Here is a 25,941-nt window from a genome sequence, read left to right as displayed (position 1 = left end):
CTTTATTTCTCCTTGACTCGGTTTTAATGTCCCTGTTAGCATTCTCATCGTTGTTGTTTTTCCAGCTCCATTTGGTCCTAGAAATCCGTATATTTCTCCACTTTTTACTTTTATGTTTATTTCATTTACTGCTACATATTCTCCAAATTTCTTCGTCAGTTTTTCAGCACTTATCATCTTTTTTCACCTCATTTTTATAATCTAATATCTGTATAATTATTTTATTAGAAAATTCTTGCATATTTGGACTTCCCAATTTTTTGTGGAATTTTTTACTCATTTTTATTATTGCCCTATCTTTTTTTAACCATATATTTAATCCATTACCTCCAGTTAAAAAATTTTGATTTGTTTTAATATTTACAATTATTGGTTTGTTTGTATATTTGCAATTTTTTTCTATATCTTTTGCTATTTCAAAAGATATTCCTTCTAACCAGTTTAGATTATAGTAAGGATTTTTATATATTATTATTGCATTTATTACTATGAATATCAAACCTGTATATATAAAATAATTTGCAATTTTTTGAGAGAATATTATTTGAGGTATTAATATAAATAATGAGCTTAATAAGTAAAAAAACATCATTATTTTCGGTCTTCCAATTTTTATAGAGTATATAATTGAGATTATTATATATATTGAAAGAATAGAGTATAGTATTTTAATATTTAAAATATTTTTGCTCACAAATATAGATATTATTATCATTAGAGATATTGTGAATAAGTTATTATAAGAGAATATATTTGATTTTTTACTCATATCTATTTTTTTATGACTTAAAAAATATTTCATAATTGTTGAAAATATAAAAAATAATATAAAAAATATTATCAAGATTATAATTTCTGTCATTTTATTTCTAAGACTCCTTTTTTTTGTAGATATAAACAAAGTTCTACCGCTTCCAATATGCTGAATCCTGATTTTAAACATAATTTTTCTATAGATTCAAAATTTGAGTTTGGAGGTGGTAATAGCCATAGAAATTTTCCCGATTTTGAATCTAGTTTTATTGTTTCTTTTTTATGTTTGTCAATTATTATGGTGTTTATTATTTCTTTTTCTACATCATAACTGTATTTTATTTTTTCATTGCCAGCATCTCTTATTTTTTTGTTTTTTATATAAAATTTTTCAAGAAGTTCATTTAAATTTACCTCAAAGCTACCACCTTTGAAACTATATAATTTTGAGGGACGCCCAAGACCTTTTTTTTCTTTATAAACTACGAATTTATATTTTTCAAGTGTTTCTAAGTAATTTTGTACAGTGGCAGTATGTATTTTTAATTTTTTGGCTATTTTTGATGGATTTGATTCTGGATTTTCATTTAAATATTCTATTACTTTAAAAAAATGTTCATTTGTAAGTACTTTTATTAAATCATACATAAATTCATTCTCCTTATAATTTCAATTCAATTGAAATTATATATTAGATGATAAAAAAAGTCAAATGGTATATTTTAATGATATAATCTTTGTATATATATATTTTTTAATTTTCGGGAGATGTTTTTATGGCAAAAAGAAATAAAGAAGAGACTAAGAGGATACTTTTAGAATCTGCAGTGGATCTTTTTTCAGAAAAATGGTATGAAACTGTATCTGCAGCAGAGATTTGTAGACGTTCAAATTTATCCAATGGTATTTTTTATAGGTATTATAAAAATAAGCAGGATATTTTTGAAAAATGTCTTGATTTGTATGTAAACACTGCATCAAAAGCTTTTTTAGGTATAGAGGGTGATACTGTTGAAAGGCGAATTGAAAGTTTTATAGATATTTCTTATAAACTTAATTGTGAACATAAGGATATTATAACTGTATTTAGAGAAGGTCAATTTAGATTTAAAAATTATGAAGAGCGTATAAGAACTATTTATAAATCTGCTATTTGTAAGGTTTTTGAGCGAAATATAAAAGAAAATGAATATATTTATTTTATTTCTGGAATAAGGTATTTGATAATAAGATCTATATATGAGAATATAAATTTTGATAGAGATATGCTTAAAGAAGTTATTTATAATGGTTTTTTTGATGGATCTTATATTAATCTTGTAGAAGTATTAAAGAAAAATTTTATTATACATCCATTGAACTTTAAAGATAATACGAGAGATAAACTTTTGAAATCTGGTATAGAACTTATAGGAGATAAAGGCTTTTTTAATGTAGATATTGCTGATATAGTAAAAAGGGCAGGTTACTCTGTTGGAACTTTTTATATAAATTTTATGAGTAAAGAGGAATTTTTAGAGGAACTTGTAAATATTATAGGCATAGATTTAAGAAATTTTTTATCTTCAAATATTGTTGAAGAACTTTCAGATTCTGAAAAATCTTTGAGAGCTTTATTTTTATATTTAAATTATTTTAATAATAATAAAGAATTTTATCAAATAATAAGAGAAGCTGAATTTGTTGTCAGTGATGTTGTTACTAAGTATTATGATAGTTTTGAGGATCTTTATAGTAGAAATCTTAAAGCATATAAAATTTTGAATAGGAAACAAGCTTCAAGTATGTTAGTAGGATTATCTCATTATTCTGGTATAGAGTATTTATTTTTAGATAAAATCGATGATTTACAAAATTTTATAAAGGATATAAGTTTTTTTATAAATAATGGAATAAAAAAATAAAGGGCTTTTATGCCCTTTATATTTTTATGTCTATATCTTTTTCTATTGAATTTAAATAATCATCATTTTTAATTATTTTTTCTGTTTTGTTTATATCTATGTATAGTATTCTGTCTTTTTCCATGAAAGGAATTTCAGATCTTATTTTTTCATAGGCTTTTTTAGTACCAATTCCAAGTTTTTTATAACTGTTTTTTATATCTATTGCTTGAGCTGAACATAGAGTCTCAATTGCTATTACTTTGTATGCATTTTCTATTATTTCCACAGCTTTTCTTGCGGCTATTGTTCCCATACTAACATGATCTTCTTGATTTGCAGAAGATGGTATAGAATCTACACTTGCTGGATGTGATAATACTTTATTTTCTGAAACCAATGAGGCAGCAGAATATTGAGCTATCATAAATCCAGAATTTAATCCTCCTTTTGGTGATAGAAATCCTGGCATATCACTCAATTGAGGATTTACAAGTCTTTCTATTCTTCTCTCAGAAACATTAGCTATTTCTGAACATGCAATTGCAAGAAAGTCCATTGCTAGGGCTATTGGTTGACCATGAAAATTCCCCCCTGATATTACTTTTTCTTCATCGGGAAATATTAAAGGGTTATCTGTAACAGCATTTATTTCTCTTTCTACTATTTCTTTAACATAGTTTATAGAGTCTTTTGATGCTCCATGAATTTGAGGTATACATCTCAAGGTATAGGCATCTTGAACTCTAATTTCAGCTTGTCTTGTGGTATTTTTACTGTTTTTTAATATATTGAGTATGTTTTTTGCAGTTTGTATTTGTCCTTTTTGATTTCTTATTTTATGTACATCATTATCAAACGCATCTGTTATTCCATTTAATGCTTCGATTGTCATAGATGCCGATATATCAGAGAGTTTTAATAGTTTTATAGCATCGTATATTGCATGAGTTCCTATCGATGTCATAACTTGAGTTCCGTTTATTAGAGCAAGTCCTTCTTTTTCTCTCAATTCTATAGGTTGTATATTAGCTAATTTTAATGCTTCTTCAGATTTCATAAGTTTATTATCATAATAAGCTTCTCCCATTCCCATTATTACCAATGCAACATGAGAAAGAGGGGCGAGATCTCCACTTGCACCAAGTGAGCCTTTTTCGGGTACAAAAGGAGTTATATTTTTATTTAAAAGTTCTATTAACTTTTGTACTGTTTCCACTCTTATTCCAGAATTACCTATTGCGAGAGCATTTACTCTCAATAAAATAATACCCCTTACTATTTCTTTTGATAAAGGATTTCCAACTCCACAAGAATGTGACATTATTAAATTTTTTTGAAGTAAATTTAATTCATCATTGGATATTTTAACATTACAAAATTTTCCAAAACCAGTATTTATACCATATACTGGATCACCTTTTTCAACTATTTTTTCAACATATGATCTCGCTTTTTGCATTTTATTTATTGCGGTGTTTGAGAGTTCAACTTTAGCATTCATCCTTGTAACTTTTATAAAATCTTCTATATTTAATTTTCCGCCTTCGATTATTACAGTATCCATAAAATTCCCCCTTATATTATATATGAAATTATTTTCAATAAAATTATATTATATTTTTCTATTTTATTGAAGTGGGAGAGTTTTCGTTAACATGTTTTAAAAGTTATTTTTTAAGCAAAAATTCCAAAATTCTTGAATATTTTCAGATATGTATTTATTTTTATGATAAATTATGTTGAATTTTCTGTTTAAATTTATATTTTTTATATTTATTTTAAATAATGATTTTTCTGATAATTCTTTCATTACAGCTTTTTCTGATATTACGGATATTCCAATGTCAGAAATAACAGCATTTTTAATGGCTTCGGAATTATTACATTCCCAAACGATATTCAAAGGAAGATTTTTTTCCTTCATTTTTATTTCGAATAATTCTCTTGTTCCACTTCCAACTTCTCTAAGTATTAACGGTTGTTTTGATAATGTTTCAATATTTATATCTTTTTCTTTTTTTAATGGATTGTTTTTTCCGCAAATTGCTATTAGTTTATCCTCCATAAAAGGTTTGTATATTATATCTTGATTGTGTATTGGGCCTTCTGTTAAACCAAAATCTAAATCATTTTTTAAAATTAATTTTTCTATTATAGAAGTATTGGCTATTTTAGATTTTATTGAGGTTTTCGGATGTTTTTGTATAAATTTTTTTGAAATATTACTTAGAATACATGTGCCAATGGTAACTGAAGCTCCAATTTTAAGAAGGTTTTTTTCTTTTTCTTTTTTTATAGTTTCTTCCATTTCATCAAACATAGATATTATATGTCTTGCATAACTTAGTAATTTTTTCCCATTTGATGTTATATATAATTTCTTTGAAAGTCTTTCAAATATTTTAATTTCATAGTATTTTTCTAATTCTATTATAGCTTGACTTATCGATGGTTGAGTTATAAATAGTTTTTTTGCCGCATTAGTCATGCTCCCTTCATCTACAACTGTTATTAATATTTTTAAATGTCTTAATGTCATAATTTTCTCCTTTATATAAGTAATTACCTATTACTTATATAATATTATAGTATTTTACAAATATAAAATCAAATGTTATACTAAAATTGAAAAAAATAAATGGAGGTACTTTATGAGTAGATTATATAAGTTTTTGCCTGGATTAATTATTTGTTTTTTTACCGCTATTTTTTCTTTTTATCTTGGAGAGAAAATACCTTTAGTTGGAGGGGCTATTTTTGCTTTGATGTTTGGAATACTTTTAAATTTAATTTTCCATTTTGATGATAAATATCTAAAGGGAATTAGTTTTACATCTAAAAAAGTACTCAAATTTTCTATAGTTCTTCTTGGTTTTGGATTAAATATAAAACAAGTTTTGGAAGTTGGAAAGATTTCATTAATTGTTATGATATTTACTTTAAGTGCAGCTTTTGGATTTGGATGGCTTTTTGGTAAATTATTTGATATGAATTGGAAATTATCTTCTTTAATTTCAGCAGGTACGGGAGTTTGTGGTGGTTCGGCAATTGCAGCACTTTCTCCAGTTATTGAGGCAGAAGATAGTGACGTTACTTATGCTATGTCAGCTACTTTTATATTTGATATTGTAATGATTCTTTTGTTTCCTATAATGGGTAAAATGCTTTCTATGTCTGATTTGTCTTATGGTTTGTGGGCTGGAACTGCAGTTAATGATACTTCTTCTGTAGTCGCTGCAGGATATGCTTTTTCTGATAAGGCGGGGGAGTTTGCAACTATAGTTAAACTTACAAGAACTCTTTCAATTATTCCTATAACTATAATTTTTTCTTATATTAATCAAAAGAAAAAAAGTCAGGAAAGTAGATCAAGTTCTTTTAATATAAAGAAAATATTCCCTTATTTTATCATTTTTTTTATTTTAGCTGCTATTTTTAACAGTATAGGATTTGTTTCAACTGATTTATCTGTAAATTTAGTTAAAGTTAGTAAGTTCTTAATGATAATGGCTTTAAGTGCTATAGGGCTTAAAACTAATTTTAGGGATATTAAAAAATCAGGATTTAAACCGATGATTCATGGGTTCATAGTTTCTATTGCTGTTGTTATTGTTTCATTGGGAGTTCAGTTTTTTATTGGTCAGATTTAATTTTTATTATTTGACTTTTTGTATGCTGTAATAGTATAATATTACAGAAAAGATATTACAAAAAGGAAGTGATTTTATGTATAAAAAATATTTTTTGATGATTTTTATAGGATTATTCATTTATTCTTTTTCAAATGAATATAATTTTATTATTAAAGTTATGAATAGCGATTTTGGAAGTATTAAAATAAATCAAATCAATAATGAATTTGAAACTGTCACTGAAATTTATTCACAAAAAGCCAAAATTTCGGCTAAGACAACTTATGAAGATGATTTTTATAAATCATATTCTTTTAATATGAAAGTAAATGAAAAAACTGTTGCAGATTATGTTTCTAATTATGATGGAAAGAAAGTTATTCATTCAGTTAATTCTATTGAGTTACCAGTTATAAATGAGAGTAATCTTTTTATTGTAGATAATAATTTTATAATAGACCATTTTTGGTATTTTTTAAAAAAACATGAAGGTAAAGGTAAAGCTAAAATTTTTATTCCATTTTTGTCTATGAATAATCAAACCTTTAAAAATTCTATAGTTGATGCGGATTATGATATAAAAGATGATAAAATGATTTTTACATATTCAGGTTTAAGAACTGAAGTATTTTTTGATAAAAATTTTATAACTAAAATTTCTATACCTTCTCAAGGTATAGAAATAGAAAGAAATGATTTTAAAGAAAAAATAGAGAATAACATTATTTCTGAAGAAGTTTCATTTGAATCTAAAGGTTTGATATTGAATGGAACACTTTCATATCCAGCTTTACTTTCTAATAAGATGCCACTTATAATATTAGTACATGGTTCAGGCGTTTTAGATAGAGATGAAAGATTTACATCTGCTGGTATAGAAATAGCTCCTTTTTATGATTTAGCAGAAGAATTGAATAAAAAGGGATTTGCTGTTTTTAGATATGATAAAAGAAATTTTGTTTTGAATAAATTAGGTGAAGATTATTTGGAAGTTAGTATTTATGATTTTATTGATGATGCTATTAATGCTTATAATAAAATGCTAGAATTTGATTTTATAGCTAAAGATAGAATAATTTTTGCTGGTCATTCTCAAGGTGCAACTCTTATACCATATATTTTAAAGAAAGCTGGATATGCAGGTATAAGTCTTTCGCCAGCAGTTATTGGCTTTGTCGATCTTATGGTTTATCAAATTGAATATCAGCAGGATATAATTAATGAATTGAATACTGATGGTAGTCTTGATAATTTAGTAGATATGTTGAATGAATATCTGCCACATGTTAAAGAAATTAAATCTAAATTTGAAAGTAATGAATTAAAAAATGAAGAAGTTTATATGGGATTTAAAGGAAGCTTTATAAAAGAATCGGATTATTTGTTTGAAAATGTAGTAGAAGAATTTGTTGATATTAATAAAAATATTCTTATAATAAGCGGTAAAGAAGATTTAAAAACTCCTTCCATACTTTTACAAGAAAAAGAAGATGAAATTTTAAAGAATGATAAAATTTCAATAAAATATATAGAAGGTATGTCACATGAAATGTATAATCAATATATTGTATTTGAACCTTTAGTGTCTGAAAGTATTTTTAAATGGTATGAAAATTTGAAATAATCAAAAAAGGGATTTTAAAATCCCTTTTTTATTTTAAAAAATTTAATATCAAATTTGATATATAATCTGATTTTTCTATCATCGGATTATGTCCCGTATCTAAATATACAAGAGTTGAATTCTTTATTTGTTCATTAAATTTTTTTGCATATTCTATATTCAGGGTTTTGTCATAATTTCCCCATAATATTAATGTTGGAATATTTATTTCAGATATTTTATCTTTATTTAAAGAACTATCATCATCTAGATCTATTTTTTGAAGAGTTTTTGAAGGAATATTGAAGGTGAGTGTATAATTTTTTAAAAAAGTAGAATCTTCATATTTAGATTTATCATGAAGATTATTTTTATATATCGATTGTTGTAAAAAATAACTTTGAAATCCAAATTTTAAAAATATTCTTGAGAAAAATTGGCTATCTGATATCCAATTTGGAATAAATTTTGTTTTAGTATATCCTTGACTATTTATTAGGATCAGTTTTTTAATTTTTTTAGTATCTTCGAAATAAGTATTTATAGCTATTTCACCACCCATTGAATGGCCTACTAAGTAAAAAGTTTCAATGTTTAATTCTTTGGTGAATTTATTTATCAATTTTCCCATAGATTTTTTTGAGTAGTTTAAATCCGTGCTTTTAGTTGAGAAACCAAATCCAGGTAAATCTATTGATATTACTCTATATTTCTCAGAAAGTTTTTTTGAAATATCTTCAAAATCTTTAGCTGAGCTCATAAAATCATGTAAAAAAATTATAGTTTCTCCAGCACCTTCTTCATAGTATGCAATTTTTTTATTATCTACATTTATTGTTTTATAATTTTTTTCTAAATATGATAAACCTCTTTTGGCTTCGAGATAACTGAACATATAATTCAAAGAAGCAAAAATAAATATTATAAATATAAAAATAAAGAAGATTTTTAAAATTTTTTTCATAATACCCCCATAACATTTTATTAATCTTTTAAAGAAATTTTAATATAAAATACAAAAAAAGTCAACTAATTTGAATTATATTAATTCTTTTTTTAATTAATATTTTATATTGATGTTATATAGTATAGGTGAGAGGATTATATTTTATAAAGATAAGAGGTGATATTTATGATAGAACCAAATAATTTAATAAAAGAGAAGTCACCTTATTTGTTGCAACACGCTTTTAATCCAATAAATTGGTATCCATGGTGTGATGAGGCATTCGAAAGAGCTTTGAAAGAAGATAAACCTATTTTTTTAAGTATAGGTTATTCTACTTGTCATTGGTGTCATTTTATGGCAAAAGAGTCTTTTGAAGATGAAGATATAGCAAAAATTCTCAATAAATATTATATTTCTATAAAAGTTGACAGAGAAGAGAGACCTGATATAGATAGTTATTATATGAAAATTTCTCAAATAATGACTGGTAATTCTGGTTGGCCTTTAAATATTATAATGACACCTGATAAAAGACCTTTTTATTCAGGTACATATTTTCCAAAATATACTAATTTTAATATGCCTGGATTGATAGATCTTTTACCGAATATATATTATATATATAAAGATAGCAAAGAAGATATTTTTAACACTATAGAAAATCTTGAAGAAAAGGTAAAAAACAGTTATCATCTTAAGAAAGGAAAATTAGATTCAAATTTAATAGATAAATCTTATAAATATCTTTATGATAATTTTGATGAGGTATATGGAGGTTTTTCGAATGAACCTAAATTTCCTGTTCCTCATTATATGTTGTTTTTAATGAGTTATTATGAAAAAAATTATAATGAAAACGCTTTGTATATGGTAGAAAAGACTGTTGAAAGTATGTATAGAGGAGGAATTTTTGATCATATTGAAGGTGGATTTTCAAGATATTCTACGGATTATAAATGGTTTATTCCTCATTTTGAAAAAACTTTAATAGATAATTCATTATTAATATTGACTTTGGCAGAACTTTATTCTAAAACTAATGATGATTTATATAAAAATATTGCATACAAAACTTTAAAGTATATAAATAATAATTTAAAAGATGAAAATGGAGCTTTTTATTGTGCACAAGATTCTGATTCGGAAGGTGAAGAGGGAAAATATTATTTATGGGATTATTTGGAACTAAAAACTATTTTTGAACCAGAAGAATTTGAAAGGTTTAAAGAAATATTTGATGTTTCAAAGGATGGTAATTTTCAAGGAAAAAACATTTTAAACATTTCAAAATCTTTAAAGAGTATTCCAGATGAAGATCTTGTATTTAAACTTTTTTATTATAAATCAGAGAATAGGAAAAAACCAGATATTGATGATAAAATAATAACATCTTGGAACGGTGTTGCTATTGCTTCTTTAGCAAAAGCTGGCAGACTTTTTAATGATATTGAATTAACAAAAATGGCTGAAAAATCTAATAATTTTATTTATAAAAAATTATTTTTTGATAATAAATTATTTCGAAGATATAGAGAAGAAGATATTTTGACTAAATCTCATATAAGTGATTATTCAAATATGATTTGGGGATTGTTAGAACTTTATCAATCTACTTTTAAAACCAGATATTTAAAGAGTGCGATAAACCTTCTTGAAAAAAGTATTGAAATTTTTTATGATAAAAATATAAATATTTTTTTAGATTCTGAGATAGATAATAATGAACTTCCAGAAAATACATTTAATATTTATGATGATTCTATGCCGAGTTCTAATTCTGTAATGCTTATGAATTTAATAAGAGTTTATAAAATAACTGGAACACTCAAATATAAGAATATATTTGATTCTATGATTGATAATTTGGCTTGGAATTTTGAAGAAAATTATCCAGCTATGATACATTCTTTAAATGCTTTATTTTTTAGTCTTTCTGATACTAAAGAAATAATAATTACAGCAAAAAATTATGATCAAGCAAGAATTTTTATAGATTATATAAATAGAAATTTAAAAAATTATGATACCATAATATTAAAGACAGAAAAAAATGAAATAGATCAAATTTCTGAATATTCAGCACTTTATCCTGTGGAAGACAAACCTGTAATATATATATGCTCTAATCAAACTTGTAGTAAACCAATAAAAAATTTAAAGGAATTAAGAAATTTTTATAATTAATAATATTTGAGATCAACTAAATGAATCCAATTTTATAATTGGATTCATTTTTTTATTTATCAATCATTTAATTAATTTATGTAGAAATAAAAGATTTAATTCATTAAATATGAATAATTCAATTTAATTATTTGTAATTAATGAATAATTGAATTTTGATTTATAAATAAATACTGTTAGAATTCGCTGATTATTTTGTAGAAAAAAAGTTGCATTATTGTTGCATAGGAGTGATTTTTTTGAAAACAACTTTAAGAGATATTGCTGAATATTCTGGATTTAACGTTTCTACAGTTTCAAGAGCATTGAATGATGATAAAAGAATAAGTGATGATACAAAAGAAAAAATATTAAATGTTGCAAAAAAATTGCATTATTTTGGTGAAAAGAATAAAATTATTCTTTTTCTGATTGCCAATCCAATTTCGTCTGTTAGAAATGATGACTTTTTTTCTAAGGTTCTTGAAGGAATACTCAGTTGCACAAAAAATTTTGGCTATCATTGTGTTGTCAGAACTATTGAGAAAAATGATAATTCCCTTGGAAAAATTTTCATTGAAAATATTTCTGGAATAATAATTGGAGGAATTCCAATGCCTAAAAATATAATAAACTTAATAGCAACTTCTGAGATTCCTGTTGTTCAAATTGGTCATTATAAGGGCTTAGAACATATACCTTCAGTTAGTAATGATAATTTTAGAGGTGGATATATAGCGGCTAAAAAAATAGTGGAAAGAAATTATAAAAAAATTTTAGTTTTTTCAGGTCCTTTGAATGTTGAAACTTTTAAAGAAAGATTTTCAGGAGTAAAAAAATATTTAGAAGAAATTGATAGAATTAAAGATTTAGAAATCATTGAATGTCAATCATTTGATTGGAATGATGGATATGAAGAGGCTAAGAAAATAGTATCATCGATAAATCAAAAAACTGCTATTTTTTGTCTTACTGATTGGCTTGCTAAAGGGGTTATTAAAGCTTTAAAAGAAGAAAATTTTGAGATTCCTCAGGATATAGGATTGATGGGTTTTGGAAACTTACCTTTTTCAGAACATATAGATCCTTCGCTTACTACAGTAACTTTAAATCCTTATTTGCTTGGAGTTTTTTCAATAACTGTTGTTAATGAAATAATTAACAAATCTAATAATGTTAATACAGAGAAGATACTTGTAGAGCCTGGAATAATAGAAAGAAAATCTATATAATACACTTTTATTTAGGAGGGAACAACATGTTACAGGGAATACTTATACTTATAGTATTTGTTTTATGTGCTGCTGGTATGATGTCAAGAAAAGTTCCAGCAATTATATCTTTGCCTATTATGGCTATATTAATAGCTGTAATATCTGGAATGTCTTTTGAAAATATTTTATCAGGGGTTATTGGAAATGGTGCTGTTAGACTTTCAAGTGCTATGATGGCAGCAATATTTGGGGGTATGTTATCACAAGTTATCAATAGAACAGGAATAGCAAATTCTATAATAAAAAGAGCAGCTGAATTAGCTGGAGATAATCCTTTTATTGTAGCTTTGATAATATCTATAGCAGTAGCTTTTGTATTTACTTCTTTAAGTGGACTTGGTGCGATTATTATGGTTGGAACTATTGTTCTTCCTATAATGATTTCAGTTGGTATAGATTCTAAAATTTCAGGTTCTTTGTTTTTAATAGCTTTTAAAATAGGTCTTCTTTTTAATATGTACAGTTATGCTTTTTATAGTGATGTTTTGAAAATCTCAGTACAAGATTTGAAAATTTTTCCAATAATTTATGGAATAGCAACTTCTATAGGTTTATTCTTTTTTATTTTATTGAATGTAAAAAAAGGTAAAGCTAAAACAGCTTGGGCTATGCCATCTGCGAATTCAATAAAAAATAAAGACAAAAAAGTTCCTATTTACGCACTTATCACACCTATAATACCTATTTTACTTGTTTTTATATGGAAATTTAATATTATTCCAGCAATATTGATAGGAGCTATTTATGGAGTTCTTACTACGAAACCTAAAGACATTGTTAATATACTTTCAAGTAGTTTAATAGAGGGAATAAAAGATGTAGCTCCAGCTATAGGTCTTATGATAGGAATAGGAATGGTTCTTTTAGCTGTTATGAGTCCTGAAACTTCTGCAATAATGAAACCTTTAATTTCAGCTATTATTCCATCAAATAAAATTTTATTTGTTTTATTTTTTGCTATATTGTCTCCTTTAGCTTTATATAGAGGTCCTTTAAATATGTGGGGATTGGGAAGTGGTATAGCTGCATTGATGGTTTCCACTGGTAAATTGAGCCCTATGGTCGTTGCAGGTGCACTTTTGGCTTTAAGCGTTGTTCAAGATATTTCAGATCCTACAAATACTCATAATGTTTGGATATCTAATTTTATAGAAGAAGATACAACTATTCTTTTAAAAAGGACTTTTCCATATGTTTTTTCAATAGCTGTTGTTTGTTTAATATATGTAACTATCTTTATTTGGTAAGAATTTGATTTTATTTTTATATAATATGGAGGTATTTTAATGGGTAGAAGATATAGAGTAGGTATAGATGTTGGTGGTACTTTTACTGATGCAGCTTTAATAGATGAATCAACTTATTCTGTTATTAGTACCAAAAAAATACCCACAACTCACTCTGCAAAAGAAGGGGTTGCAAATGGAATAGTAAAAATTATTGAATCTATAATTACAGAAAATAATATATATCCAGAAGAAATTGTTTTTATTGCTCATGGAACAACTCAAGCAACAAATGCCTTATTGGAAGGTGATGTTTCTGATGTTGGAGTTATAGGAATAGGTACAGGAATTGAAGGTGCTAAAACTCAATCAGAAACTAATGTTGGAAGAATTGAACTTGCAAAAGGAAAATTTTTAAATACTCATTATGAATTTATAGATTCTAAATTTTTACATGATGGATCACTTAAAAATGTATTTGAAAAATTTAAACAAAAAAATATTAATACAATAATATCTGCTGAAGCATATAGCGTTGATAATCCTTATAATGAAGATTTTATAATAGAAGAGGCTGAAAAGAATGGTATGACTGGAACTGCAAGCCATGAAATTTCTAAATTATATGGATTAAAGACACGTACAAGAACTGCAGTTATAAATGGAAGTATAATTTCAAGAATGATGGAAACAGCAAATATGACAGAAGATAGTGTAAAAAAATCGGGTATTAAATCACCATTAATGATAATGCGTTGTGATGGTGGAGTTATGACTATAGATGAAGTTAGGAAAAGACCTATTCTAACTATGTTATCAGGACCAGCTGCAGGAGTTGCAGGTGCTTTGATGTATGAGAAGATTTCAGATGGTATTTTCTTTGAAATTGGAGGTACAAGTACAGATATTTCTGTTATAAAAAATGGAAAAGTGATGATTAAATATGCAGAAATTGGAGGACATAAAACATATTTAAATTCATTAGATGTAAGAACAATAGGTATTGCTGGTGGAAGTATGATAAAAATAGAAAATAATAAAATAGTAGATGTAGGCCCGCGTAGTGCCCATATAGCTGAATTAGACTATGAAACTTTTGTTGATGATGGGGAAATAGAAGATCCAGTTGTTAAATATATAAATCCTAAAGAAAGTGATGAAAAAAATTATGCTATTTTAGAAACAAAATCAGGTAAAAAATATTCTTATACTCTTGCAGGAGCAGCTAATCTTATTGGAATGGTACCAGAAGGAGACTATGCAAGGGGGAATATAAAAGAAACTAAAAAAGCTTATGAAGCTCTTGCAAAAGAACTTAATACTTCTGTTGAAGATGTTCTTGAAACTATAATGAATATTGCTTGTTCAAAAGTTTTGAAAGTTGTTAATGAAATGAAAGCTGATTATGATTTAAGTGAATCTATAATAACTCTTGTTGGTGGGGGTGGAAGTGCTTCTGTAATAGTTCCATATTTAGCAAAAAAAACTAATTATAAATATAAAATAGCTAAAAATGCTCCATATATATCAACTATTGGAGTTGCTCTTGCAATGGTTAGAGAAGTTGTAGAAAGGACAGTTGCTAATCCAACTAATGATGATATAAAAAATATAAGAAAAGAAGCAAAAATAGCAGCTATGAATTCTGGGGCGAATGAAAAAACTATAGAAATTATTGTTGAAATTGATAGTAAGAAAAATATAATTAGAGCTATAGCAAGTGGTACTACAGAATTAAGAACTAAAGATCTTTCTAATAAAATACTTAATAAAAGTGAACTTGAAGATATATGCTTAAAATCTGTTAAAGAATGTGAAAAATCTATATGTATTGCTGAAACTGAAAAATATTCTGTATATGAGTTAGAAATAATTGTAAAAAAATTTTTTGGACTTATAAAGAAAAAATATTTTCCCATAAGAGTAATAGATAATGAAGGAGTTATAAGACTTCAAAAAGATTCTGGGTTTGTATATCCTACAAGTAAAAAAACTTTTAAAGAAAATCTTTTAAATGCTATACAAGAAAATACTAAATATGGAGATGCAGGCGAAGAATTACCTTTTGTTTATATACTTGCTGCTCATAGAATAATAGATCTTGCAGGTCTTGCAAATAAAGAACAGATAATATCTATTGCTGAAATTGAATTAGATGAATTTGAAGATGAACAGGAGCTCATTATTTTAATTTCTAAATAAAAAGAGGATTGGAAAGATGAATATAAATGAATTTATTAATATTATTGATGATGAAATAATGTCTTTTGCCGAATTAAAAGAAGATCAAGTTTTTTCAAAGATAGAAAAAAAAGAATTATTAAATTATATTAAAAAACCTATAAATATAGGAAAAGAAGAAGCTTTGATATATAAAGATAAAAGTATTGAAGATCTTTGTTATGAGTTTGGAATAAAAATTAATTTTATAAATAAATCTCAAGATAAAGATTTAATAGCTATAAGAGCTGATTATTGTAATTATGATAAAAATATAAATATTTATACTGATTCTATTTATAAGATGGTTTCTTCTTTTAAAAGCTTAAATTTTAATAATATAAATTCTGATGATATTATAAACATTCATTTAGCACATGAGTTTTTTCATTTCCTCGAATATAATAAAATAGGTTTAGTAAATGAGAAATTACCTAAAGTAATTAATATCAATTTTTTGGGTATAAAAAAATACTCAACTGTTTTAAAAACAAGAGAAATAGGAGCTCATATATTTTGTAAAAATATGATGAATTTAAAATTTCATCCAAAATGTATAGATTATATTTATCTGATTTCATCTAAACAGTTAAAGATAGAAGAAATTTTAAAATATTTTAATGATTTAAAATATGAATATGAATATTATAAAAGAGAGGATGTTTAAGAAATGAATTATTTAAAATTATTAAATCAAGAAAAAATGACACTTATAACGAGTTTGCCTCAAAATGATATAAACCTTGCTAAAGCTGCTATAGAAGCCGGTGCAGATGCTGTGAAAGTTCATGTTAATGTTTCTCACAGAGCGAGCGGGAATCATTTTGGAACTTTTGAAGAAGAGTATATTGAAAATTTAAAAGATATAGTAGAACTCTGTAAAAAAAATAATGTTCCAATTGGTATAGTTCCTGGTGGCGATGATAATATTCCAATGAATGAAATAGAAAAAGTTATAGAATCTGGCTTTGATTTTATATCTCTTTATGATAAACATATGAATCCAATGGTCTTAAAAAATAAAAATATTTATAAGATGGTAGCTTTGACAAATGAATATAAATTGGAATGGATAAAAGCATATGATAATTTACCTATTGATGTTCTTGAATGTTCTATAATGGATCCAGAGACATATGGAACACCTATGACTGTAAGAGAAATTTTGAAATATCAGAGTGTTAGGAACAATACTATAAAGCCAATAGTTATTTCTACACAAAGAAAGATAATGCCAGAACAATTATGGATTCTGAATGAAATGGGAATTAATTCCATTATGATTGGAGCAGTTGTTACTGGAAAAGATGTTGAACAATTTTATAAAAATACAAAAGATTTTAGAAAAGCTATAGATAACCTTTGAATTTGATGGAGGTCATTATGAATATAAAAGATACTTTAATAACTGATGTAGCAATAGTTGGAGGAGGTCCATCAGGAATAATAGCAGCAAAAACTTTAGCAAAAGCAGGTTATGAAGTTATACTTATAGAAAGATATGGATTTCTTGGAGGGAGTACAACTAATAGTCTTGTTATACCTATGATGACTTTTCATGCTGGGAAAAAACAGATTATAAAAGGTTATGCACAAGATTTAATAGATAGATTAAAAATTAATAAAGGAACTATAGGTCATATTGAAGATCCATTAGGTGTAGGAAGCACGATAACTCCTATAGAAACAGAAGTATATAAATATATTTCTCAAGAATATCTTTTAGAAGATGGTGTGGACATAAAGTATTATACAGAAGCTATAGATATTGAAATAGAAGAAGAAATTATAAAAAATATTATTGTGAAAACGAGATCTGGTTTCTATAAGATAGAGGCAAAGAGATATATAGATGCATCTGGTGATGGTGATATAGTTAGTATGGCTGGAGAAGATTTTTTAATAGGAAGAGAAAAAGATGGAAAATGTCAACCAATGTCTATGATGTTTAAAGTTGGTAATATAGATAGAGAAAAAATAATAAAATATTCTGAAAAAAATCCAGAACAGTTTGTAATATCAAAGAATTTAAAAGGTCTTAGAGACACAGATAGAATAGCTATTTCAGGATATTTTGATTTAGTTAAAATGGCTAATGAGAATAATGATTTGAATATCAATAGAGACAGAGTGCTTTTTTTTGAACTTAATAATAAATCTGAAATTTTAGTTAATATGAGTAGAATTATAAATAAATTATCTGTAAAAGATTTTGAATTAAGTGAGGCTACTATTGAAGGAAGAAGACAAATTTTTAAAATAATGAATTTTTTAAAAAAATATATACCTGGATTTGAAAATTCTAAAATTTTAGAATCAGGAGTTCAAATAGGAGTCAGAGAGTCAAGAAGAATTGATGGGCTTTATACTTTAACAGAAGAAGATATTTTAAATAAAACTATTTTTGAAGATACCATCGCTTTGGGATCTTGGCCTATAGATGTGCATGATCCTGATGGAGCTAATTTAAATATAAAAACATTGAAAATGGGTGAATACTATGGCATTCCATATAGATGTTTAGTGCCTAAAAAAATAAAAAATCTTGTGGTTAGTGGAAGAATTATATCAGTTACTCATGAAGCTTTAGCTTCTGTTAGGGTTACACCTATATGTATGGCTTTGGGTCAAGCTAGTGGTTGTGCTTGTTTGGAATCTTTAAAAGAAGATTTATATTTTAAAGATTTAGATATAAAAAAATTAAGAATGAGATTGATTGAAACAGGGCAGATTCTAGAATGAAAAGCGATGAATTTTTTCATCGCTTTTTCAATTATTTTTTTTTGATTTTAGTATACCTAATAATAGAGCTGTTAATATCATTCCCGCTATTATTGAGATAGAGTAGCCTAATATTCCATCTACTGCCCAAAATACGAATATCCCTCCATGAGGTACAGGCAATGTAACATTAAATAACATCGATAATGCACCTGTCAATGCAGAACCAGCCATTATAGATGGGATAACTCTTAATGGATCTGCAGCTGCAAATGGAATTGCGCCTTCGGTTATAAAAGATATTCCAAGTACCCAAGCAGCTTTTCCAGCTTCTTTTTCTTCAAAATTATATTTGTTTTTAAATAGAACAGTAGATAGAGCTATACCAAGTGGTGGAATCATACCAGCTGCCATTACAGCAGCCATTATAGCTGATGGTTCGGCATTTCCTATTGTGCTTATTCCAAAAGCATAAGCTGCTTTATTTATTGGTCCGCCCATATCAATAGCCATCATTAAACCTATTATTACACCTAGGATTATAGCATTAGTTCCTGTTAAACTTTTTAACCATGTTTCTATACTTTCATTTAACATAGTCATAGGAGTTCCTATTACAAATATCATTATTATTCCTATTAAAAAAGTAGATATTAAAGGAATAATTAATACGGGCATTAAACCTTCAAATCCTTTAGGTAATTTTATGGTTTTTTTCATTAATTTTACTATATATCCAGCTATAAATCCTGCAACTAAAGCTCCTAAAAACCCAGATTTTGTATCCGCTGCAATTAATCCACCAACCATACCTGGAACGAGAGCAGCTCTGTCTCCTATTGAAAAAGCAACATATCCAGCAAGTATAGGTATCATCAGTTTAAAAGCTGCATTACCAATTGTAGCTAAAGCTTTTGCAAATTCTCCTTCTTGGGTATAACCACCAAATAGAAAAGATAATGCTATTAAGAGACCACCAGCAACTACAAAAGGTATCATATAAGAAACTCCACTCATTAAATGTTTATATACGCCTTTTTTTTCTTTAGATCTTTGAGATTTTATATCAGATATTTTTTCTGTATAAGATTTTATATCAGGATTTAAAGCAGTTTCTATAATTTTTTCAGGATCTTTAATTGCTTGAGCTACTGAAGTTTCAAAAATTTTTTTGCCAATAAATCTTTCTTTAGAAACATTTACATCTACCGCGAGAATAACAGCATCCGCATTTTTTATTTCATTTTCTTTCAATTCATTTTCTACGCCGACAGAACCCCTTGTTTCTACTTTTATTTCATATCCGAGTTTTTCAGCAGCTTTTCTTAAAGCTTCTGAAGCCATATAAGTATGAGCTATTCCAGTTGGACATGAAGTTACAGCAACTAACCGTTTACTCATAATTTATTCCCCCTTCTTTAATATATGCCAAAATTTTTTCTTTTTTTATATTTTTGGTCCCTTCAGTTACAACTTTAGCACTTGCACAAGCTCTGGCCATTATCAATGATTCTTCTAAAGATTTATTATTATATATTCCATATATGAATCCTGCCAACAGTGAATCACCAGCACCCACTGTGCTTTTTACATTTAATTTGAAAGGTTCAATTTTTAATTTTAAAGTTTTTGAAATATAATTGAATCCATTTTCGCCATTTGAGAGAAGTATGTTAATATTAGAATTTAACATATTGTTTAAATCATTTTTTGAGTTTTTTTCAATCTCTTCTAACTCTTTTATATTAGGTTTTATGAGATTTGGAGACGCTTTTAATCCATATTCAAGATTTTCACCAGAAGTATCTAATACAACATAAACATTTTTTTCTTTAGCTTTTTTTATTATTTTTGAATATATATCTTTTGGGCAGTTATTTGGAGTACTTCCAGATAATATTAATATATCGCCATTTTGCAAAGTTGAATCTAATTTATCTAAGAGTTGTTTTAACGAATTTAAATTTTTAATTTCACCTTTTGAATTTAATTCTGTTATTTTTTGCGTTTTTTTATCAAATATTTTTATATTTTCTCTAGTATGAACATCTTTGTTTAAAATTATTTCATAGTTATTAATAACTTTTTTTAATTTAGATTCAAACTCTTTTATATTTTTTTCACCAGCAAATATTATAGATATATTAGGTATTCCAAGTGCATCAAATACTTTTGAAACATTTATACCTTTTCCGCCAATATCTATATTTTCTTTGTCTATTTTATTTAAATCTCCTTTTTTTAATGATTTAACTTCTATGGTTTTATCAAATGCGGGATTTAAAGTTAAAGTTATTATCATTGAAACACCTCTTTATATTATTATTTTTAGGCCTTCTTCTTCGAGTTCTTTTATAAGTTCAGTTTTTTCATCTGTTATTATCATTTTGAATTTTTGAATTTCTGATATTTTCCATAATGAAATAGTATTTGTTTTTGTTGAATCAGCTATAAGAATAGGAGTTTGAGATATTTCAATCATTTTATTTTTTATTTTTGCTTCTTCAGAAGTTGGGGTATATGCAAAATTCGAGTCGAAAGCATTTGCTCCTATGAATGATTTCGATAAGATCATTTTTTCAGTTATATCATCATCATAATCGGAAAAAACAAAAGCACCAGTTTTTTTTCTTAAATGATTTCCGATAACATATAAATCGATATTATTTTTTAAAGAAAGTTTAGATAATATTTCTATTGAATTTGTAAATACTGTCATCTGAAAATCAATATGTTTTAATATTAATTCTGAGATTTCAAGTGTGGTACTTCCTGAATCGAGAAATATATAATCATTCTTTTTTATTAGAGATAAAGCATTTTTTGCTATTTTCTTTTTTAATTCAATATTTTTTACTTTTTTTTCTTGCATTGTTAATTCACTTATCATTGATTTTTCGATTATAGAGGCTCCACCATGAATTCTATTGATTTTTCCCAATTTTTCAAGATAGGCTAAATCTTTTCTTATAGTTACTTCTGGAGATTTTAATTCTTTAGCTATTTTTTTAGTACTTATTGTTTTATTATCTTTTATTAATTGAAGTATTTTTGAATGTCTTATTTCTTTTAACATTTTTATTCTATTCCTTTCAATATTTTAATTAATCTTTCTTTATCATTTGTTTTTTTTAATTCTTCTCTAAAATCTTCATCCATTAATTTTATAGATAATTTTTGAAGTATTTTTAAATGTACATTATCAGAGTTTTCTGGTACACCAATTGTGAATATTAAATTTACTGGTTTTTCATCTAATGATTTCCACTCTATTTCATTTTCTAATTTAGTAAAAGCAACAAATGGTTCTTTTACAGTTTTTGATTTTCCGTGGGGTATCGCTATTCCAAACCCAACACCTGTCGTTGAAATATTTTCTCTTTTTTTTAATGCATTATAAAAATCTTTTGAATTTTCAATTTTTTTATTTTCATAAGCTAATTTAGCTATATTTTTTAGGAAGTCCTTTTTGTTTTTTATATTTGTGTTTATATATATCATTTCTTTTGAAAATATATTCATTTTTCCACCTCTTTTGATTGTTTTTTATCATTATATATCATTATGTATCGTTTTGTAAAATGTTATATCATTTATTTTTATAAAATTATTGATAATTATTATTGAATAAGTCTTTATTTGTTCCAATTTCTTATTTTTAAATAAAAATATATAAAAAAACAGGCCCATAATAGGGCCTGTAAAATAGGGGGGTTATTGAATATCAATCTTTATGTTTTTTGTTTCTTCATCTTTTTTTGCTAATGTTATTTTTAAAATTCCATTTTCAAATTTTGCATTTATTTTTTCTAAATCAATATTTTCAGGCATTTCAAATGCTCTTGCTACTTTTCCAAAATATCTTTCTTTTATATAATATTTTTTTGAATCATTTTTTTCTTCTTTTTCTTCTTTCTTTTGAGCTGTTATATTTAAAATATTGTTTTCTATATTTATGTTTATTTCATCTCTTTGAAATCCAGGGAGTTCAGCTTCTATAACAGCTTCTTTTTCATTTTCATAAAGATCAATATTCATATAACTATTTTTAGTCATTTTATCCATTCCATTAAACATTTTTGAAAGATCTTCGAAAACTGAATCAAATTCACCAAAATTAGGGTAGTTTCTATATAATCTTATTGCCATAAGACAACACCTCCAAAGTATTTTATATTTTTATGTTTTTAATTTATTTTTGTTATTACACTTATATAATATCATCATTATCACTCTTTGTCAAGGAGTGCTAAAAAAGTATGTAAGATATTAAATATAAATTATATAAGTTTTTAAATGCATACTAAATGTTTTTGTTTCTTTTAATTTTATCAATTGTTACTTATATTTGCTATTTCATTATATGAAGACTTTTTCATATTGACATAATTTTTTTATGATGATATAATGAGTTTAAATTTGATTATTTAAGGTGATTTTTTATGATTAAGGATAATAATAAAAATTTAATAAATATATTTTCATTTTACTTTTATTATTGGAGACACACTCGTTCAAGTGCCTCCAAGTTTTGCTATTGTTCAGTAAAATGAGGTTAAAAGGAATTTGAGCGAGTGTCTTTAAGACACTCGCTTTTTTATTTATGTTTATGAATTAAGGGAGGAATTATTATGAGAAGATTTTTAGTTTTAAGTTTTGTTTTGTTCAATTTTATTTTTGTTTTTTCTTTAAAGATAGGTATTTCGCAGATAGTAGATCATCCAGTTTTGAATTCTGTATACGAAGGAGTTATAGATGCTTTACATGCAGAAAGTATTCAGGCTGATATTGATTATCAGAATGCACAAGGGATATTTCAGAATGCTTTGGCTATAGCTAAAAAATTTAAAAATGATGCTGATTTTGTTGTTGCAATTTCTACACCATCAGCACAAGCAGCAAAGAATGAAATCGATGATAAGCCAATAGTTTTTTCAGCTGTAAGTGATCCAGTTGGGGCTGGTTTGATAGAGAATTGGGGTAAGAATACTTCTAATGTTGTTGGAATTAGTGATATGTTGCCTATTGAAACACATTTTAAATTGATGAAAGTAATAATGCCAACTAAGAAAAATATAGCAATTTTATATAATCCTGGGGAAGCAAATTCTAAATTTATATTGGATAGATCAAAAAATATAGGAAATAAAATAGGACTTAATATAATAGAAGTTGCTGGCAGTAATGTAAATGAACTTATAACCTCTGTCAATTCTAATATAGATATGATAGATGCTGTTTATTTGATAACAGATAATTTGGTTGCTTCAAGTTCAAAAATTTTAGGTAAGATATTTTATGATAATAAAATTCCAGTAGTTGCTTCAGATGTTGAAATTGCTAAGAAAGCAGCTTTTATAGGATTTGGATTTGATTATCATTCAATGGGATGGGCTACGGGAAAAATACTTATAAGATTGATAAATGGTGAGAGTACTTCTGATATAGAATCTCAAATTATAGATCCTATATATTTGAACCTTTATGTGAATTTAAAGAGAGCTGAAAATGCTGGAATTGTTGTTCCAAAAAATATTATAAATAAGGCAGATATATTAATAAAGGAGTAATAAAATATGGATGTTTTGTCGATTTTCGAACAAGGTATGATAATGGCTATAGTTTCGGTTGGAGTTTTTGTGAGTTTTAGAGTTATTGATATGCCAGATTTGACTCCTGATGGTTCTTATGTTACAGGAGCAGCAGTTTCTGTAATTCTTATGTATTCAGGAATACCATGGTTTTTATGTGTTTTTTTGGGAGCTTTTTTTGCTGGTGTTTCTGGTTTTTTTACAGCTTTAATAGTAAATAAGTTGAAAGTTAATTCTTTGCTTGCGAGTATTTTAATAATGACTATGTTGTATTCTGTAAATATAAGAATTATGGATGCACCCAATCTTCCAGTACCAGATGGTGGAAATTATTCTTCTGAAAAAATTATTCAAGAGAGTAATAAATTAGATGATTTATTGGGTGATTTTGATTTTCAAGATGGAATTGATGTTCAAGAGAAACAAGAGATAAAAAAAGTTACTTTAAGTCCTTTAAAAAGAAATAATAGATTTTTGGTGCTTTTTTTAATTCTTTGTGGAAGTTTGATTATTCTTTATATATTATTTAAAACAGAATTTGGTATTGCTCTTAGAGGTTTTGGAGGTAATAAAGAAGGGATAAAAAATTTAGGAATGAATCCAAATATTTTAAGTTCTTTTGGAATGTTTTTTTCAAATTTTTTAGCTGGATTAGGTGGAGCTATTTTTGCTTCTTATGCTGGATTTAGTGATGTTAATATGGGGACTGGTATAGTTGTAACTTCTCTTGCTTCAATAATAATAGGAGAAATTTTAATTGGAAAATTAAATTTTGCTTTTAATATTTTTGCTCCAGTTATAGGAGCTATTATATATCAATTTTTATTAGCAGTTGCTATGAAATATGGATATGCAATAGGCTTTAAATCCAGTGATATGAAACTTTTAACAGCTTTATTTATAATTTTAGTTATAGGTTTTGAAAAATTGGAGGTGAAAAAATGGTTTCTCTCGAAAAAATAAAGGTGATTTATGATAATGGAGTTATTTCAAAAACGGTTCTTGAAGATTTTGATCTTAACATAAAAAAAGGTGACTTTATAAGTGTGATAGGTGAAAATGGAGCAGGTAAAACGACATTCTTTAAGGTTTTAACTGGTGAAATTAAGCCTGTATCTGGAAATTATATTTTGAATGGTAAAGTAATAAAAAATAAAAAATCTCATTTTCTTTTTAGAAAACTTGGGGTTGTTTATCAAAATCCTGAAATTGGAGTTTTTCCAGATTTAACTATAGAAGAAAATCTTATTTTGGGTTCAAGAAAAGGAAATAAACATTTGATGTTCCGAAGCTTAACTGGAGTTGAATTTCTTGAAAGTTTAGAGATAGGTCTTGAAAAAAGATTAAAAACAAAAGTTTCTAATTTATCTGGAGGTCAAAAACAGATGCTTTCTCTTGTAATAGCCTCTATGACTAAGCCTGATATATTATTATTAGATGAACATACTGCAGCATTAGATCCTCAAAATTCTAAAAAAGTTATGGATTTAACTTATAAAATAAATCAAAAATATGGAATTACAATTTTGATGATATCTCATAATCTTGAATTATTAAAAAAATATCCTACAAGAATTGTTGAAATAAAAGATGGGAAGATTTTTAATGATATAAATTCAAATATCAATAGAAATTGTTTAGTAGTTTAGGAAGATTTTTTCATATTGAGATAATTTTTTTATGATGATATAATGAATTTAATTTTGATTATTTAAGGTGATTTTTTATGATTAAGGATAATAATAAAAATTTAATAAATATATTTTCATTTTTTAGGGGCGGCACCCAAATGTCGCCCTTAATCTGTTTTAGCAGATAAGGCGAAATTGATTGGCGGGTGTCTTTTTTAAAAGACACCCGCTTTTTTATTTATGTTTATAAATTAAGGGAGGAATTATTATGAAAAGATTTTTAGTTTTAAGT

Annotated in this window: 24 protein-coding genes; 13 read left to right on the top strand and 11 right to left on the bottom strand. The window is 25.9% G+C overall.

The window, feature by feature from the left end:
• The 3 genes from PWP28_RS10930 to PWP28_RS10920 form a co-directional block, all read right to left on the bottom strand.
• The coding region (locus PWP28_RS10930) for an ATP-binding cassette domain-containing protein (protein WP_308644744.1) at positions 1 to 177 on the bottom strand (177 nt) is incomplete at its 3' end.
• Complete coding sequence (locus PWP28_RS10925) at positions 164 to 862, bottom strand: hypothetical protein (RefSeq protein ID WP_308644743.1); 699 nt, start codon at positions 860 to 862, stop codon at positions 164 to 166. The genes PWP28_RS10930 and PWP28_RS10925, both read right to left, overlap by 14 nt.
• Entirely contained in the window at positions 859 to 1,401 is a 543-nt protein-coding gene (locus PWP28_RS10920) for an HTH domain-containing protein (protein ID WP_305081496.1), read from the bottom strand. The genes PWP28_RS10925 and PWP28_RS10920 overlap by 4 nt, the downstream gene beginning before the upstream one ends.
• 128 nt (positions 1,402 to 1,529) lie before the next feature.
• Here PWP28_RS10920 and PWP28_RS10915 point away from each other — a divergent pair, with 128 nt between their 5' ends.
• The gene (locus PWP28_RS10915; RefSeq protein ID WP_109604434.1) at positions 1,530 to 2,657 is read left to right on the top strand and encodes a TetR/AcrR family transcriptional regulator; all 1,128 of its coding nucleotides are present in this window, start codon (positions 1,530 to 1,532) and stop codon (positions 2,655 to 2,657) included.
• Positions 2,658 to 2,673: 16 nt separating this feature from the next.
• Here PWP28_RS10915 and hutH read toward each other — a convergent pair whose 3' ends face one another.
• Together hutH and PWP28_RS10905 are read right to left on the bottom strand one after the other, a co-directional pair.
• The gene (gene hutH / locus PWP28_RS10910) at positions 2,674 to 4,203 is read right to left on the bottom strand and encodes a histidine ammonia-lyase (protein ID WP_109604433.1); all 1,530 of its coding nucleotides are present in this window, start codon (positions 4,201 to 4,203) and stop codon (positions 2,674 to 2,676) included.
• A 96-nt stretch (positions 4,204 to 4,299) separates the two neighbouring features.
• A complete protein-coding gene (locus PWP28_RS10905) occupies positions 4,300 to 5,178 on the bottom strand; it encodes a LysR family transcriptional regulator (protein WP_264150606.1) in 879 nt (292 codons plus the stop codon).
• Between the two features lie 112 nt (positions 5,179 to 5,290).
• Here PWP28_RS10905 and PWP28_RS10900 point away from each other — a divergent pair, with 112 nt between their 5' ends.
• Together PWP28_RS10900 and PWP28_RS10895 are read left to right on the top strand one after the other, a co-directional pair.
• Entirely contained in the window at positions 5,291 to 6,289 is a 999-nt protein-coding gene (locus tag PWP28_RS10900) for a YeiH family protein (RefSeq protein ID WP_109604431.1), read from the top strand.
• A 76-nt stretch (positions 6,290 to 6,365) separates the two neighbouring features.
• A complete protein-coding gene (locus PWP28_RS10895; RefSeq protein ID WP_109604430.1) occupies positions 6,366 to 7,895 on the top strand; it encodes a S9 family peptidase in 1,530 nt (509 codons plus the stop codon).
• A 28-nt stretch (positions 7,896 to 7,923) separates the two neighbouring features.
• On the opposite strand, the gene PWP28_RS10890 is transcribed toward PWP28_RS10895, so the two are convergent.
• Positions 7,924 to 8,838: an alpha/beta fold hydrolase gene (locus tag PWP28_RS10890; protein WP_109604429.1), complete on the bottom strand. Its 915-nt coding sequence runs from the start codon at positions 8,836 to 8,838 to the stop codon at positions 7,924 to 7,926.
• A 168-nt stretch (positions 8,839 to 9,006) separates the two neighbouring features.
• On the opposite strand from PWP28_RS10890, the gene PWP28_RS10885 reads away from it, so the two are divergent.
• From PWP28_RS10885 to PWP28_RS10855, 7 genes are all read left to right on the top strand, one after another.
• Positions 9,007 to 11,007, top strand: a complete 2,001-nt coding sequence (locus PWP28_RS10885) for a thioredoxin domain-containing protein (protein ID WP_305081494.1) — start codon at positions 9,007 to 9,009, stop codon at positions 11,005 to 11,007.
• A gap of 239 nt (positions 11,008 to 11,246) precedes the next feature.
• Positions 11,247 to 12,218: a LacI family DNA-binding transcriptional regulator gene (locus tag PWP28_RS10880; protein WP_146192152.1), complete on the top strand. Its 972-nt coding sequence runs from the start codon at positions 11,247 to 11,249 to the stop codon at positions 12,216 to 12,218.
• Positions 12,219 to 12,244: 26 nt separating this feature from the next.
• Positions 12,245 to 13,507, top strand: coding sequence for a hypothetical protein (locus PWP28_RS10875; RefSeq protein WP_308644742.1), 1,263 nt, complete (start codon positions 12,245 to 12,247; stop codon positions 13,505 to 13,507).
• Positions 13,508 to 13,546: 39 nt separating this feature from the next.
• Positions 13,547 to 15,688, top strand: coding sequence for a hydantoinase/oxoprolinase family protein (locus PWP28_RS10870; RefSeq protein ID WP_109604425.1), 2,142 nt, complete (start codon positions 13,547 to 13,549; stop codon positions 15,686 to 15,688).
• 16 nt (positions 15,689 to 15,704) lie between these two features.
• A complete protein-coding gene (locus PWP28_RS10865) occupies positions 15,705 to 16,373 on the top strand; it encodes a hypothetical protein (RefSeq protein WP_308644741.1) in 669 nt (222 codons plus the stop codon).
• A 3-nt stretch (positions 16,374 to 16,376) separates the two neighbouring features.
• A complete protein-coding gene (locus tag PWP28_RS10860) occupies positions 16,377 to 17,072 on the top strand; it encodes a hypothetical protein (protein ID WP_308644740.1) in 696 nt (231 codons plus the stop codon).
• 17 nt (positions 17,073 to 17,089) lie between these two features.
• Complete coding sequence (locus PWP28_RS10855) at positions 17,090 to 18,448, top strand: FAD-dependent oxidoreductase (RefSeq protein WP_308644739.1); 1,359 nt, start codon at positions 17,090 to 17,092, stop codon at positions 18,446 to 18,448.
• Positions 18,449 to 18,475: 27 nt separating this feature from the next.
• Here the strand turns inward: PWP28_RS10855 and PWP28_RS10850 are convergent, their stop codons facing one another.
• The 5 genes from PWP28_RS10850 to PWP28_RS10830 form a co-directional block, all read right to left on the bottom strand.
• Complete coding sequence (locus PWP28_RS10850) at positions 18,476 to 19,828, bottom strand: fructose-specific PTS transporter subunit EIIC (RefSeq protein ID WP_308644738.1); 1,353 nt, start codon at positions 19,826 to 19,828, stop codon at positions 18,476 to 18,478.
• A complete protein-coding gene (locus tag PWP28_RS10845; RefSeq protein ID WP_109604420.1) occupies positions 19,821 to 20,729 on the bottom strand; it encodes a 1-phosphofructokinase family hexose kinase in 909 nt (302 codons plus the stop codon). The genes PWP28_RS10850 and PWP28_RS10845 overlap by 8 nt, the downstream gene beginning before the upstream one ends.
• Before the next feature lie 12 nt (positions 20,730 to 20,741).
• A complete protein-coding gene (locus PWP28_RS10840) occupies positions 20,742 to 21,503 on the bottom strand; it encodes a DeoR/GlpR family DNA-binding transcription regulator (RefSeq protein WP_264150595.1) in 762 nt (253 codons plus the stop codon).
• A gap of 2 nt (positions 21,504 to 21,505) precedes the next feature.
• Complete coding sequence (locus PWP28_RS10835) at positions 21,506 to 21,949, bottom strand: PTS sugar transporter subunit IIA (protein WP_308644737.1); 444 nt, start codon at positions 21,947 to 21,949, stop codon at positions 21,506 to 21,508.
• A gap of 192 nt (positions 21,950 to 22,141) precedes the next feature.
• Positions 22,142 to 22,576 (bottom strand): Hsp20/alpha crystallin family protein, encoded by a 435-nt coding sequence (locus PWP28_RS10830; protein WP_308644736.1) that lies wholly within the window; start codon positions 22,574 to 22,576, stop codon positions 22,142 to 22,144.
• A gap of 482 nt (positions 22,577 to 23,058) precedes the next feature.
• Here PWP28_RS10830 and PWP28_RS10825 point away from each other — a divergent pair, with 482 nt between their 5' ends.
• The 3 genes from PWP28_RS10825 to PWP28_RS10815 are packed head-to-tail and all read left to right on the top strand — an operon-like array spanning position 23,059 to position 25,667.
• Complete coding sequence (locus PWP28_RS10825; protein ID WP_308644735.1) at positions 23,059 to 23,997, top strand: ABC transporter substrate-binding protein; 939 nt, start codon at positions 23,059 to 23,061, stop codon at positions 23,995 to 23,997.
• Between the two features lie 6 nt (positions 23,998 to 24,003).
• Positions 24,004 to 24,981, top strand: a complete 978-nt coding sequence (locus tag PWP28_RS10820) for an ABC transporter permease (protein WP_308644734.1) — start codon at positions 24,004 to 24,006, stop codon at positions 24,979 to 24,981.
• A complete protein-coding gene (locus PWP28_RS10815) occupies positions 24,960 to 25,667 on the top strand; it encodes an ATP-binding cassette domain-containing protein (RefSeq protein ID WP_264150590.1) in 708 nt (235 codons plus the stop codon). The genes PWP28_RS10820 and PWP28_RS10815 overlap by 22 nt, the downstream gene beginning before the upstream one ends.
• Positions 25,668 to 25,941 lie beyond the last annotated feature (274 nt).

Origin of the sequence: Oceanotoga sp. (assembly GCF_030445905.1) — a bacterium.
In the GTDB taxonomy this organism is placed as follows: domain Bacteria; phylum Thermotogota; class Thermotogae; order Petrotogales; family Petrotogaceae; genus Oceanotoga; species Oceanotoga teriensis.
Note: the sequence above shows the minus strand (reverse complement) of the source record. Positions and strands in the feature narration are given on the sequence as shown.